The organism is Cryobacterium sp. TMT1-3, from assembly GCF_004402315.1.
Lineage (GTDB): Bacteria > Actinomycetota > Actinomycetes > Actinomycetales > Microbacteriaceae > Cryobacterium > Cryobacterium luteum.
The window spans coordinates 1-13149 of the sequence record NZ_SOFW01000019.1 but is presented as its reverse complement, the minus strand read 5'-3'; the positions used below and the strand labels follow the sequence as shown (position 1 = coordinate 13149).

The following is a 13149-nucleotide window of genomic DNA, read 5'->3' as shown; positions in this document are numbered from 1 at the left end:
GAGACTTAGTGATTGGCTATCACCGCACGTTCTGAGTGAAATGAAGTAAGCGAAAGAAACGAACAATTCGCGTAACCGATCTGCTGTGTCGCAAACCAATCCGATGACAATGTCGTCACTGCGTGAAAATGCGGTCTTGAGGTCTGTCGCCGACGCGCTGACAAACAACCCGCCCGAACAGGACTCCAGTGTAACGGACACGGCCCGCCAGAACGGAGGCCGGCCTGGACGGGCACCCCTAAAATGGTGCAACAAACGTCGCTCTTTTTCCCTCGAATATGCAAGGCTGTAAGTATGCGCAATGTGATTCTGCTTGGCGTTGACGGCTCGTCGAACAGCGATAGAGCTCTGGAATGGGCAATTGTCGAGGCTAATATTCGCAATTGGTCACTGCGATTAGTGAGCACGTTTCCGCCAACGTTTGTCGCGGATCCCATTGTCGGAGCGAGCTATGCACTGGCCGCAAGACAAGAAGCCCAGGCCGTCCTTGACCATGCAACGAAACGCGCAGAAGCTCAAAGTGTTCGCACCAAAGCGCATGTTGAGTGCGGCGATGCTACCAAGGTTCTTGTCGAACATTCCGAAACCACCAAACTGGCCGTAGTCGGCAAGCGCGGCAGAGGAGGCTTTGTCGGACGACTGTTAGGTAGCGTCGCATCGGGCCTGGCGGCCCACTCCCACTGTCCCACTGTCGTGGTCCCGCACGGGCACGACACCACTGCCACCGAGCTGGACGACGGTCACGGTACACGTGGTACCCCCCGCAACGAACGCGGCGAACAGCGCACGACGCACCCAACCTTCTTCGATGCAGTGAATGCAGAAGACCCGCCACGGCAGCAGGAAAGCACGATTAATGGTCTTTCCTTTGCTGATCACATCGTGATCGCGGTTGACTCGGGTACGCAGGGCCCCGCCTTATGGGAAGCTGCAGAAATGGCGCGCATCCACAGCAAACCGCTTGCACTGGTGTCCGTGACAGGTACAACCGTCGGTGACCCAGGTTGGTCGCTATCCGTGGAAGATTCGGATCCGTATTACGAAGAGGAACTGGCAAAGTTGACCCGCGTCGTCACTGCGGTCGCAGCACGGTACCCCGACGTGAAGGCCAGCCGGCATCTCTTCGTAGGAAAGCCAGCAGAAGTTCTTATTCACACGACACAAACCGCTGACTTGGTGGTGCTCGGGACCCGGGGCCTCGGCGGATTCCCCGGACTGCTCTTGGGTTCCGTTAGCCAATCCGTGCTGCACCATGGACGGTCGCCGATGATGGTAGTCCCTGGAGCGAATACGGTGAGTTAGCACCGAGCCTGTTTAGGATTGGAGGATGAGCAGAAGACCACAGCGGCCGGCTATCCATTCGCGCACTGATGACTGGCTATCTCGGTCGTCTGGTATCCGCAGCGCTCAGATCCTTGTCGTGATCGCACTGAATATGTCAAGGTCGCATGGTAGGTAATATCCCCGACGAACTTCACCGCCGACCGGCCCGGGGTAAAGTTCGTCGGGGACATCTTATGCCGACGTCGGCATTAGATGTCGCCGACCCAGACCTGGTTCAGGGCCCCGGTGTCCCATTTTCGTTTGACGGCGTCGACGTGGTCGATGATCGTGGTGTTCCGCCAGTTCTTGGGTCAGATACCCACCAGTCCGAGGCGTTGCATGGTCTTGGCGACGGTCTCGCGCGAGATGGTCTCCCCGTTCGCGCGGAGGTCGGCGAGAATCCTCGGCGACCCGTAAACCTCGTCGGAGTCGCCGTGAAACCAGGCCACTCTCTGCTCGATGCTCTCCCGCCGAATTGTGCGGTCTGACGGCTTGCGGTCGAGTCAAACGTAGTAACCCGAGCGGGACACCTCGAGCAGGCGGACCATGCGGGTGATGGTGAAACTGTTCTTCTCCGCCAGAATCAGTTCGAACGCTTTGCGCTCGTATCCGACGCTTCCTGGGCGAGGAAGATGGACGCTTTTCTTAGAAACGCCCGATCCAGTTTCAGGTCGGCGTTCTCTTTCCGCAGCCGGAGCAGCTCGGCCCGTTCCGACTCGGTAAATCCGGTCTCGCCGGTGTCGTTTCGAGCCTTGAACGCCCTGACCCACCGGCCCAGCGAAGCCTCGTTGATGCCGAGCTCCCGGGCCACGGTCGCAATCGCCCTGCTGGTATTGATCACCAGCTTCACGGCCTCGTCTTTGTACTCAGGAGTGAACTCCCTGCGCGTCTTTCCCATGTGAACATTCTCAATTGGGAGGTGTCCACTCAACGGGGCAGGGCCACAATTTGGACATCACGTCGCAGCATTCGGGGCGAATCGCTTGGAAACCCGCCCTGACACCAAGGACCCGCCACAGTGACGGCATCGACTTTTCGTTCAGCGTCGATACCAAGACAGCTTCCAGTATCACTCACCCAGCTCAGGCGCACCCGCAGCGCGACTGCCACGGTGGCTAGAGACAATCGCGACCTTTCCCGCCACGTTGCTTTAAGTGGAAAACTAGGCGGTTAAACGCGTCGGGACCGATGCCGAGATCAAGGCGTTCGAGAGCCTTGGGAGTGCCGCTTTCGATGCCACAATGACTCGCTGTTCGAATGACCGCTGAGTGTCAGAACGGCGTCGTGTATTCCCGCCGCCATTTATCCGAGTGACCGTCGGCGCTCCTGCTCATCAATGACAGCACGACGAGATCCTTTCGACACAGCGATGTGTAGCCTCACGAGACGAGCAGCAGCTCGAGCATCCTCGAGCGTCAGGCTGTTCCTGGGTGCACGCTCAATGACCTCGTGCATAGCGAACTGAGCAATGAGCGCTTCACCAGGAAGGCTCGGAATTCCGCGGCGAGACCTCGCTCTGTTCTCCATCTCCGCATCGACGCCAAGCCGGACGCCGTTCCGCTGCACATGTGCCACGACAGTTCTCACGAGACTGTCGAACTGCTTCTGACGCGCGAAACGCGTGGCCTCTGCCTGCGTACTCCGCACGGCCGCGGCCACGTCACGGCCGATCAGCAGATCGACCCGGCGCATCCGCTCTGCGACGATCTCGACAGCTCGGGCGTACACGATGTTTTCCACCGACATAGGCGGGAGACCCATGCGCGCCCTGGTCTCTGCGTAGGCCTCGGCGAACTCGCGCATGCGGGCGCCGCTCTTGAGCATGTGCTCGGTCAGCGACTCGGCGAACACGGTGAACTGCCGCACATGCTCGGGCCGCGCCGGGTCGTTGAAGTAGGCGTCGGCCTCGCGCTCGTTGGCCCGACGCTCAGCCGCAGTCGTCGCATGCAGAAGTTTCGGCGGCAAGCCGGCCCTACTCAGGCTGCGCTTAAGACGTCGCGCGGCCGCGTTGGCCTCCAGCTCGGACTGGTAGATCTGCGGGTCACTACGCCGGTTGCGCTGCAGCTCGACTCGGCGCTCCTTGTTGCGCTCGGCCCACTGCCGAGTGACCTGCTTCGTACGCTCGGGGTCCGCATCCCGCCTCGCTGCGGCCCGGGCGTTCACCTCGTCGCGATGGGCCTCGTAGTAGCGGTTGTAGTACTCGCGCACCTTGTCGCGATTGTCCGCCACCCACCGCTGCTGATACTCACGCCTGCGCTCCGGATGCTCCACCCGCCACCGCTTCGCCCGCTCCCTCCCCCGCGCCCGCACCTCCGCCTCCCGATGCCGGCGAGCCGCAGCCCGACGCATCGAATCCCGATTGAGCTCACGGGCCCGGTCGAGATGTTCCGAACGCCAGAGCCGATTCAGCTCGCGGATCCGGTCGCGATTCGCCGCCACATATTGGCGCCGCTTCTCCGCCTCGTCAGACGGATGCTCCGCCAGCGCCTTTCGCGCCGCGGCGGCTTCTTCAGATGAGTCGTTCATGATCGCTGCTATTCGGCAGGCGGCGGGGCCAGCTCGATGACCAGGGCGAGGAGTTCCGAGCGATGTGCCGTCGGATTCGTGATCACACGCCCGATCGCGACGCGCAGCCGTTCGGCATCCTCATCGGCGATCCCAGCGACAGGTTCCAAGCAGTACGCGATGTCGTTCTGCAGGTTGGGGCCGTCATCGTCGACGGCTATCTCTGGATAGTAGAACAGCGCCGCCAGCGCGGTGCGGCTGAGCAGGTCGTCGAACTGCTCCTGCGGGATTGTCATAGTGAAGCCTCCTGTGCGCGGTCGTGGGTGAGCCAATCATGCCGCTACCAGGAGGTACGCCAACCGTGACAGGCCGTTTGGTGCGCCTCCACACGGCACCGGCAGGCCGAAGCGCCCGTCACCTTGAGCGAGTAGAGCCGGCGTCATGCGACGGCGCTCGCCCGTTCTCGGATTCCTGTCTCCACGTTATTTTCCAACGCTCCCACTCTTGCCATCGCTGACGAGGAATGCGGTTCATGTCAGGTCGCTCGGTGGGGCCAGATGGGAATGCAAAAACCTTCACGAGTGGTGGCCAATAAGTGTCGACACACGCGTCAGATTTCGACCGCACCAGGAGACGGGGGTACCGGCGTTGGTTCGCCGCTGAGGATTGCTGTCACGATCATCTCTGCCCGTGGCACGAGAAGGTCGCCCGGATAGAACTCCTCGTAGAACTGCTCCGCGTCCGCGAGCGTGGAGATGTTACACAGAGCGAGCAGGAGGCGAATGTCGCGGGTATCGCGCCCGGGCCGGTTCGCTCGGAGTTTCATGGCCAGCATCGCCTCTTTTGATGCCACCTCAATGACGATGCCATCCTGATCGTAGATCGTCTCCCATTCGACGGCGCGGCCGAAACTGGGAACGGCGTCGGCATTGGTGACCTCGAAGTTCAGCCAGTGCGTATCCCACCCGTGCCGCCGGGCGACCCGCCCCGCCGCTGCTGCGACGGACTCGTCCGAGCCTGGATGGACATGAAGGACATCTAAATCCTGCGTTGTGCCCCGGTCAAAGTAGCGCAAAGCGAGTGCTGCACCGCCCACAAGCCGAATCCCAGCCACCTCGCCCGCGTCGCGAAGTTCGGCGACAAGCTCACGCAGACCGATAATGATGTCGCCGCGGTCGAGGGCAGTACCTGACATCAAACGCTGGCGAAGGTGTCGGCCCACGCCAGCACGCCGCGTTCGGCGAATTCCTTGGGCACGTCGCCACGTTCGGGCGCTGGGTCGGCCGGGTCAACGCGGAAGACGACTGGTCTGGCGAGTGTGCGATCGGGGTTGTTCACCCATCCAGGGAGTGGGACATGTTCTTCATTCAGCCGCCACGCCACGAGAGCCGCGATGGCGGCATCCCACACGCGATCTCCAGTGCGTTCGGGCTCCGTCAGCCCAAGAATTCCTCGAACGAGTCCGTGTTCGGCGGTGAGGTTATCGTTCAACTGGATGAGCGCCCGGAGCGCCCGGTCGGCGTCGTTTACCCGAAGGTAGTCACGGATCGCTTCTGCCGCGCTGGCAGCGTCGTCTCGACGAGTGGGAGCGGCATAGAGGCGGTGCCCGGCGCCAGCGAGCAGCCGATCAACGGTGCTGTACGCTGCGTCGCGTCCGCGCTCATGATGGGAGACGCTGGCCTGATCGATGCCAGTGAGCTCTGCCAGCCTCGCCTGAGTGAGATGTTTACTCCGGCGAGCGGCCCGCACGAGAGTGGATGAAGCTGCCACGACACCCTCCCCTTCCAATATGACTGCTAAATCATATTCTAGGGCAAGTCGGGCCCGGTTGTCAGCATGCGAGCATCCGCTCATCGAAGCGGCCGACGCCTTCGGCGTGCAGTCCCTTCGTCATGCGACGGCCGGCCACGGCTTCACGAACGCGCGCCGCCATCAATTTCAGGAGGCTGATCGGCCCGATCAGAAGAAGCTTCAGGGTATTCCAGAGACACAGAATCACGAGCAGGTTCAGCCAACTTGGCCCGCCGGCATCTACCTGCGCGCGGCAATAGACAGCTGCGAGGGCATACGGAACGGCGAGCAGCATCGCCGGCACACCCCACTTCAGCCCGCGCCGCGTATTGATCGCGTCGATCACGATGGCGGTCGGCATGAACCGACGCAAGAAGAAGTAGCTGCGGGCCGTGGCGGCCAAAATGAATCCAAACATAGTGAGGCCTTTCAGATGTTCGGCAACAAGAACCTGAAAGGACTGAAAGTCATACCATCGCAACGAGCGACAGCGCGTAATAGAGGTTGCCTAGAAACACTGTAGAACTGGATGCCCGAGGGCGAAAGTGCCTCTCGCACATTTCAGAGCGGATGCTCCCGAGCGCCTGTTCGCGCGCATCCGCTCAACGATATTCGGGACAGCATGACGGCGAGCGAAAGTGTCCGGTACTTCCGCGCGCCGACCGGGACGCCGCGTTGGACTTCGACCTGGTCTTGGTCGTCGAGGTCAGGTTCTTCCAGCGCCGGGCCTAATCCCTACGCCGCCACGAGGACGTCCGCAATGCGTTGGGTCAGGGGTTCGTCCGGGCATTCGCGATTGTGTCGAGCCAGTGCTGGAATGTTTGCTGGCCCAGCCTCGTACCGGCTGCAGGAAGTAGTCCTCCATGGCGCATGGCCCGGCCCATGGCACCCGGGAGATTGACTTGCAATACGGGTCGTGTCCGGCCGAGTATCCGGAGGTATTGCTTCACCATGTCGGGCAGGTTTTCTTCGCGCGGACCGGCGAGGTCCGGGGCGAGGCCCAGCGGCTCGCCAGTAGCGATGCGTAGAAGTTCCACGGCCACTTCTGCGGCGGCAATCGGTTGGGACCGCATTGCGGGGACAATTTGTATGCCAAGCATGCTGCCGCGGCTCACGGTTTGCTGGGCGAACTCGTGAAATTGGGTCGTGCGCAGCATCGACCAGCCCACACTAGAATTCATCACTCTCTGCTCCTGAGCGGCCTTCCCGGCATAGTATCCGGAGCTCGCCTTCGGGGCCCCGATGATGGAGAGTGCAACATGGTGCCGTACCCCGGCTTCATGTTCGGCAGTGAGTAGATTTTCGGTCACGGTGCTGAAAAACGCGACAGCGACCTTGGCGGAGAGACTCCCCGTGGAGGTGAGGTCAATGACGGTCTCGATGCCCGCGATCCGATCCGCGAGCCCCCGAGAGGAAGTCAGGTCTGTACCCGACGCGCGACTCAAGGCGAGGGTCTCGTGGCCAGCAGACCGGGCTGCGCTCATCACGAGTGTGCCGATAGTCCCGGTGGCTCCGGCGATGGCGATCTTCATGGTTGGAAAACCTTCCGGTGGAATGGACGCCGTCACTGCCCTTCTGGCAGACGTTTTGAACGTGTGAGGGAACCACCAACGGTCCAACACACGGCCGCTAAACCAGTCAGGCGATCTGGTAGGTCTCTTCGCCGATCTCTACTTCGACTTTGAGCCGGCCGCCGACCGCTTCAACGTACTTTCGGAGTGTGTCGACCTGGGTTCGTTCGATGTCACCGTGCTCAATGCGGGAGATCCGGTTCTGAGTGACGTGCAGCAACGCCGCCAGTTCAACTTGAGTGAGGTCGTTCGCTTCGCGGAGCTCACGGAGCCGATAGGCACGCACCTCGTCGAGCATCCGCTTCTTGTGCTCGTCGACAGCGGCCCGATCTACTGGGCGCCGGGCGAGCATGTCGTCAAGGCTGGTCATAGTCTCGGTCTCTCCTAGGTTGAATTCGGAACGTTGGGGTACACCATCGTGGTCCGGTGTTGGGATTGAGGGGCGTGCAATTCAGTTGTCGTTCTTCAACCGCTTGAGGTGTTCATCGAATCGGTCATCGGCAATCGAGATGTTCGTTCTGTACCAACGTTTCCAATTTCCGGCCTTGTCACCTGCCACGAGGAAGATGGCTTTCCGTCGCTGGTCGAATGCAAACAGTGCGCGCAACTCGGATCTTCCGGCCGAACCCGGCCGGAGCTCCTTCATATTCTTATGGCGAGAATCAGTCACGGTGTCAACGATCGGTCGGCCGAGCTGCGGTCCCCTTTCGGCGAGCAGCTCGATCGCGGCGATCACTTGTTCATACGAATCATCGTCGAGGTCGCTTAGCCAGTCCTCGATGAGCGTCAGGTCAACGGCCCACATGTCATATCCAAACTATAACTCTCAGGGTGTATTACATCTACGGTTTACGGAAGATTGTGTGGTTCATGCCTATCCATTGCAGAGAGCGTATTCGGGACGGTCGCGGTCGAACGTCCTTGGCGCAATCTGTGGACGGTCCTCATCGAGTGAGCCCTGCAAGTACTCTCGACCGGCTTAAAGCATCGACGCGCTGGTCTCGACCCAGGCGCTGGGCAGCCTCGAGCGCGGCACGAGCGCGAGCGGCATCGAGCTTCTGTGCCGTGGACTCCGGTAGTGCACCGAGCGGCTTCGCGCCAACGATGGCGTAACGATCTCGGTAGGCCGCGACGGCGCATCCGCTTTGGTGCCAGGCGACTGCGGCCGACCCGCGCGGCACGGCACCGAGCGCTCGAGTCCACGGCTCCCCCGCGAGCAACGCCCGGTCCAGAACTGCGGCCGCGCGCGATTCGATCAGCTCGGCCCGCTCGGCCAACGCCTGATGAATGGCGGCATCCATCGGCCCGAGCGCACGAGGAATCAGCCCGGCGACGAGACGCGGTGCACGGCGCGTGCGACCAGCTCCGGTTCCCCGCGAGACGACTACCGCGACCCTGGCCCGAAGCACGGCCGCAATGTCCTGGGCGTCCTCGAACCCGCGCGCCGCGACCACGCGCGGCAACAGGCTCACAACATCCACAAAGTGAGCCTCGGCCCGCCGCAGCTCCGCAGTCAACGGGCCGAAGGCATCCGAATTGATCGCTTCGGAAGCCTGCGAAGGTGACAGACCGCTCGCGCGCACGAGAGAAACCCACCGGTCGTGCTGCGCGGCCGCCGCCAGGGTCTCGTACTCCGCCGCGAGTTGCGCCACCGAACCCCACGCATCCTGCTCGGCCACCAGAGTCTCGTGCGCCGACAGCTCCGCGCCGACGTGCTGCAAAATGCCGCAGAGGATGCTGCGCGCCGTCACGTCCGCAGCGTCACCCGGCCGCGGCCCGACATGGGCGACGTCGGGCCGGTCAACGGCGACATAGGCGGTGTTCGCCTCGCGTCCCCGTGTCATTGCGACGTATAAGTTCTCGCGCGGCATACTCGGCGCGACGACGACGTGCGCAGTGTCGGTCGTGATCCCCTGCGCCCGATGCGACGTGACCGCGTAGCCCAGCTCGACATGCTCCGCGACGTACGACGCGGGAAGAAGCACAGTGCTCCCCCACCGGCGTCCGTGCCGTCGCACCTCGACCGAACCGTTTCGACCAAGGCCGATCACATTCCACCGGTCGCCGTTCCGCACCCAGCTGCGCGACGCATACAGCCGCCGGTCGTTGCGGCGCGTGATGACCGTGTCACCGACGGCGGCGCGGGTTCCGTCGTGCAGGGCGACTTCGCGCAGGGCGTTCACACGGCCCTCCAGAATCAGTTCTGTGCGAGCGCGCACGTTCAGCGCCGCGACGGCCTCGTTCGAGTCGCTGATCAGCACGGTCGACTTGCCAGAGCGGATGTCCGCGCGCCAAGCCTCGTAGGCGGCATCCGCCATCGCCTCGGTACTGCCATCACGCAGGCGGTCGTGCGCGGAGTAGAGATCGATCGACTCCGGGCGACCCTGGCGAAGCCCGAGGGATGCCGTCTTCTCCCACTCGTGCACAAAGCGGTGCACGTCGACAAGTTCGGGCGCATCCGCTCGATCGTGCACGAGCAGCGAGAACGCACCTCCCGCGTCAACCGACTGGAGCTGGGCGTAGTCGCCGATCAGTAGAACCTTCGCGCCCGCCGAAGCAGCAAGCGCGGTGATCCGATCCAGGGGTAGCGTGCCCGCCAAGGATGCCTCGTCAATGATCACGAGCTGACCGGCCTGAAATGTCAAACCGTGGTCGAGATGCGTCTGCCACCACTTCGCCAAGTTCTCCGTTGGGATTCCAAGGTCCGTGGCCAGCACCGTCGCGGCAGCGGCCGAGGGAGCCAGCCCGACAACCGAACCAGCTCCGTGCGCTGCCTCCCAAGCCCGTCGCCGGGCGTTCATCGCCGTCGTTTTGCCCGCACCGGCCGGCCCCACGAGAACATCGATCACGCGACCCGAGCCTGCAACGGAGGAGAGCGCCGCGACTTGGTCAACGGCGAGCCGCCCACCACCTGGCAACCGCGAAGATGCAGCCGATCCGAGCGCCACCCGTGGTGCCGTCAAAAGCGCGGCCCGCTCGAGCAGGCGAGACTCCGCAGCCAGCAGTTCGGTCGAGGTGAACACGACGGAATGCTTCGGCCGAAAGACCGACGTCCCATCATCCCGCTGAAACTCCACCGGGCTCGCGGCGAGCTCGGGTGGCGTGAGGCGCAGGGACGCGCGCTCGGCAGCATCCACTATGAGGCCGACGACGGCTTCCCGATCGGATGCCAACGCGAACCGGTACGGCATCGTTTGGCGCACGGCCTCGGCGGTGAGATTCCAGTGCCGCCAGGTGGCGCGCTTCTCGCTGACGGACGTCATCACGCTCACCCCGAGCGCATCCACAGCCTCGCGCGGCAGGTCCTCCGCACGCAGCAGCACCGGTGACGACTCGGCGACTGTCAAAACGTCGTGCCCGAGCACGCGGGACGCACGTTCGCGCCACGCCGCCGTGAGGTCCGCGAGCGAGTGCACCTGCTTCGCTGGCCGCGTCGCGAGGGTGGCCTGCGCGCGCAGCTTCGTGATCGTCACCGGCGTCGGACGCCGCCCGTGACTGGTCACATACTCCTCGATCAGCCGGTCGGTCTCGACATCGATGTGCCGGGACCGCGTCGAGAATTCCGCAACGAGCGTTTCCGGCACGCCCGTCAGAGCCCACGCGGGGTGGCGGTCTCGCCCCCGTTCCCGCTGCTGCCACTGCACGCCGAGCGATCGGGTGAGCTCGTCGGCGAACAGGGATTCGTGCAGTTCGGAGAGCGCCACCACGGCCTCGTGCATCGGCCGGCCGTCGAGTGAGCGCCATTTGCCGTCGAGCACGGTCTGCACCTTGCTGCTGATCACGATGTGCGTGTGCAGGTGCGGGTCGCCGGCCCGGCTGTCGAAATGATCGAACGCCGTCGCGATCAGCCCGGTCACATCGACCTGAGCCACGGCACCGCCCTGCGCCGTCGCGCCGGTGCGCGTCGCCGCCACCTCCCGCTCCATGTACGCGAGTACCTCGGCCACCGCCGCATGGTGCGCCGCCACGATGCGCGCCTGCGTGGCCGCGTCGCCCACACCCCAAAGGATGCTCGCCGACTTCGGAATCGAAAACGTAAAATCATAGCCGGCCACAGCACGACGACGTTTCTCGTCGGGCTGGTCAACAGCGGATGCCGCGGCCCGCTCGGCAGGTCCGCCACCGTCGTCGCGTGGCCCGTCCAGGGCGTGCGCGGCGGCGGTGCGATAGACCGGGTAGGCGCGACCGAGGGGCTCGCCGGTGACCGGATCGCGGCCCAACCCGATTAGCAGTTGCAACTGTGCCTCGGTGACGACATCGCCTTCAACGATGAAACCCTCACCGAGGCCGGGCAGGCCACCGCCCATCCACCGGCCTGGCGGCGTGCCTTCCTCGGTGTAGTACCGAGTGAGTGGGGTAGACAGCAGGCGTTTGCCGTCACCAGCGGCTACCGTGCGCAGCAGGTATTTGTACCCGTCGCCAGCGCTCATCACCCGCATCGACACCGTCACGGCGGTCACCTCCATCTTCGTGACGAAGGTGCACCGCGACGCACAGGAGGATTCGATGGACGCATCGTCGTCGACTTCGCGTCGAATGGGCTGAATAGGGTCCCCCGTTGGTTGCAGTTCGCCGCGTTCGTCCGCGATGGACGGGATGGGGCTGCTGTCGGACTGCGCTATGAGATCGCGAACTTTGGCAACATATGCCTCCGCCCCGGGCAAGACGCCGCAAACTCTTCAGGTGTCCAGTCCACTTGGATCAGGGGCCTTCTTCCAGGCCCGGGCCGGCAGAAGTGTCGCGGACTGCATCCCTTTTAGGTCGGCCTTGACAGATTGGCAACCGACGACAAGCCTCTTAAGGACCTAACGTAAACTCAAATTTTTCCGAAAATCTTCGAAAACTCTTATGTCCATCAGGAGCCGGGCGGTTCCCTTACCTCCATCTGTTCTCGGTCAATTTAGATCGGCTGAAATTGATTCCGGTGAGAAGATGATGACCATTGGAACCGCTTTGAGCGACACAAAGAGCCCTCGAAAGGAACCTCGTGGGTTTGCACCGGGCTGAGTTGGACGCTCCCCTGATCGCGGGCGAGGCCTTCCCTTCCGTGCCGCTCTTAGGCTTGGCTCGCGGCCGGGCGCATGTTTAGCTAACTATCCCCTGGCTGGGATCGGTAAATCACTAACCGTGACTACCCTATTCTTCGAAGATGCAACAACCTTTGGAACAAGCCAGTAGCTCCTGGTATTCGGCAGTCATCTCGGGCTTTCTCGGCTCCCGACCCGTATTCAACGGGTGGCAATTACTCGGCGGTATCGCGGGATTGTGCGTCTCAGCTGCAATGTTCACAGGACAGCCAGGATTCCTGAACTTCGCCGACGTTCTTGACTTCTTCCATTTGCCGGGCGGGGCAGGGGATTTCGTCCGCGATATGAATTCATGGGCAGCCGATACCTTCTCAACGACCCTCGGCGCTGCGTTTCTCACCCTTCTTTTTCTGGGTTGCTTCATTGCTATGGCGTTCAATTTTGAGTCGCACGTGGTGCCGTCGTCACCAAGCCCCGCGACATTCTGGGTTGCACTCTTGTTCTCACAGAGCGCGGGCTTCGCAAACCTCGGGTGGACAGTCTTCCTATGCATTCTCGGAGTACTCGACGTGTGTCGCAAATTTTGGAGTTTCCAGCCTTTAGCAATGGCCCTCATCGAACCTTTCATCGTTCTACTATCGCCCGCCGCCGTATTTGCGCAGTTGCTTTTGAACCGCAACCGCTGACTCCGTGCGTTAGGGATCAGCCGACGGATACTCCCCACCGATCGACGCTCACCGACTTTAGATGTTAACGTTTTCTGGACGAAAGCGCACCTGACCCTAAGTCCAATCAAGTCGCCGTTGACGAAGCACCGACAATTGTTGACGCCCCTAGCTTTCTTGGGGGCCAGAAGTCGGGCGTTTGTACCGAGTTTTAGGCAGCGTTAGCCATGTGGGCGTCGTTGAGGTAGCTGTCGATGTGTTCCTCGA

At 62.6% G+C, this 13149-nt stretch carries 13 protein-coding genes; 2 read left to right on the top strand and 11 right to left on the bottom strand.

The annotated features are described in order from the left end of the window. Positions 1–294 precede the first annotated feature (294 nt). Positions 295–1302, top strand: a complete 1008-nt coding sequence (locus E3O25_RS05580) for a universal stress protein (RefSeq protein WP_166805983.1) — start codon at positions 295–297, stop codon at positions 1300–1302. 332 nt (positions 1303–1634) lie between these two features. On the opposite strand, the gene E3O25_RS05575 is transcribed toward E3O25_RS05580, so the two are convergent. The 11 genes from E3O25_RS05575 to mobF all read right to left on the bottom strand — a co-directional run bounded on the left by E3O25_RS05575 (position 1635) and on the right by mobF (position 11629). Then, positions 1635–1772, bottom strand: a complete 138-nt coding sequence (locus E3O25_RS05575; protein ID WP_166805982.1) for an IS3 family transposase — start codon at positions 1770–1772, stop codon at positions 1635–1637. A gap of 134 nt (positions 1773–1906) precedes the next feature. Next, positions 1907–2221: a transposase gene (locus E3O25_RS05570; protein WP_134360678.1), complete on the bottom strand. Its 315-nt coding sequence runs from the start codon at positions 2219–2221 to the stop codon at positions 1907–1909. A gap of 404 nt (positions 2222–2625) precedes the next feature. After that, entirely contained in the window at positions 2626–3849 is a 1224-nt protein-coding gene (locus E3O25_RS05565) for a hypothetical protein (protein ID WP_134360677.1), read from the bottom strand. A gap of 8 nt (positions 3850–3857) precedes the next feature. After that, positions 3858–4124, bottom strand: coding sequence for a hypothetical protein (locus E3O25_RS05560; RefSeq protein ID WP_134347076.1), 267 nt, complete (start codon positions 4122–4124; stop codon positions 3858–3860). Between the two features lie 314 nt (positions 4125–4438). Next, positions 4439–5023, bottom strand: coding sequence for a hypothetical protein (locus E3O25_RS05555; RefSeq protein WP_134360676.1), 585 nt, complete (start codon positions 5021–5023; stop codon positions 4439–4441). Then, entirely contained in the window at positions 5023–5598 is a 576-nt protein-coding gene (locus E3O25_RS05550; RefSeq protein WP_198410958.1) for a helix-turn-helix domain-containing protein, read from the bottom strand. The genes E3O25_RS05555 and E3O25_RS05550 overlap by 1 nt, the downstream gene beginning before the upstream one ends. 61 nt (positions 5599–5659) lie before the next feature. After that, positions 5660–5980, bottom strand: coding sequence for a hypothetical protein (locus E3O25_RS05545; protein WP_241988510.1), 321 nt, complete (start codon positions 5978–5980; stop codon positions 5660–5662). Positions 5981–6389: 409 nt separating this feature from the next. Beyond that, a complete protein-coding gene (locus E3O25_RS05540) occupies positions 6390–7151 on the bottom strand; it encodes an SDR family oxidoreductase (RefSeq protein WP_134360673.1) in 762 nt (253 codons plus the stop codon). 106 nt (positions 7152–7257) lie between these two features. After that, a complete protein-coding gene (locus E3O25_RS05535; protein ID WP_134360672.1) occupies positions 7258–7560 on the bottom strand; it encodes an XRE family transcriptional regulator in 303 nt (100 codons plus the stop codon). An 81-nt stretch (positions 7561–7641) separates the two neighbouring features. Then, complete coding sequence (locus tag E3O25_RS05530) at positions 7642–7995, bottom strand: type II toxin-antitoxin system RelE/ParE family toxin (RefSeq protein WP_134360671.1); 354 nt, start codon at positions 7993–7995, stop codon at positions 7642–7644. A gap of 139 nt (positions 7996–8134) precedes the next feature. Beyond that, complete coding sequence (gene mobF, locus E3O25_RS05525) at positions 8135–11629, bottom strand: MobF family relaxase (protein WP_134360694.1); 3495 nt, start codon at positions 11627–11629, stop codon at positions 8135–8137. Positions 11630–12339: 710 nt separating this feature from the next. On the opposite strand from mobF, the gene E3O25_RS05520 reads away from it, so the two are divergent. Further along, positions 12340–12903, top strand: coding sequence for a hypothetical protein (locus tag E3O25_RS05520; RefSeq protein WP_134360670.1), 564 nt, complete (start codon positions 12340–12342; stop codon positions 12901–12903). Positions 12904–13149 lie beyond the last annotated feature (246 nt).

Coding starts and splice junctions, on each gene's coding strand:
- E3O25_RS05555 (WP_134360676.1), bottom strand. CDS start 5,023: ATGTCAGGTACTGCCCTCGACCGCGGCGACATCATTATCGGTCTGCGT.
- E3O25_RS05540 (WP_134360673.1), bottom strand. CDS start 7,151: ATGAAGATCGCCATCGCCGGAGCCACCGGGACTATCGGCACACTCGTG.
- mobF (WP_134360694.1), bottom strand. CDS start 11,629: ATGCGGGTGATGAGCGCTGGCGACGGGTACAAATACCTGCTGCGCACG.
- E3O25_RS05580 (WP_166805983.1), top strand. CDS start 295: ATGCGCAATGTGATTCTGCTTGGCGTTGACGGCTCGTCGAACAGCGAT.
- E3O25_RS05545 (WP_241988510.1), bottom strand. CDS start 5,980: ATGCCGACCGCCATCGTGATCGACGCGATCAATACGCGGCGCGGGCTG.
- E3O25_RS05520 (WP_134360670.1), top strand. CDS start 12,340: ATGCAACAACCTTTGGAACAAGCCAGTAGCTCCTGGTATTCGGCAGTC.
- E3O25_RS05560 (WP_134347076.1), bottom strand. CDS start 4,124: ATGACAATCCCGCAGGAGCAGTTCGACGACCTGCTCAGCCGCACCGCG.
- E3O25_RS05535 (WP_134360672.1), bottom strand. CDS start 7,560: ATGACCAGCCTTGACGACATGCTCGCCCGGCGCCCAGTAGATCGGGCC.
- E3O25_RS05530 (WP_134360671.1), bottom strand. CDS start 7,995: ATGTGGGCCGTTGACCTGACGCTCATCGAGGACTGGCTAAGCGACCTC.
- E3O25_RS05570 (WP_134360678.1), bottom strand. CDS start 2,221: ATGGGAAAGACGCGCAGGGAGTTCACTCCTGAGTACAAAGACGAGGCC.
- E3O25_RS05565 (WP_134360677.1), bottom strand. CDS start 3,849: ATGAACGACTCATCTGAAGAAGCCGCCGCGGCGCGAAAGGCGCTGGCG.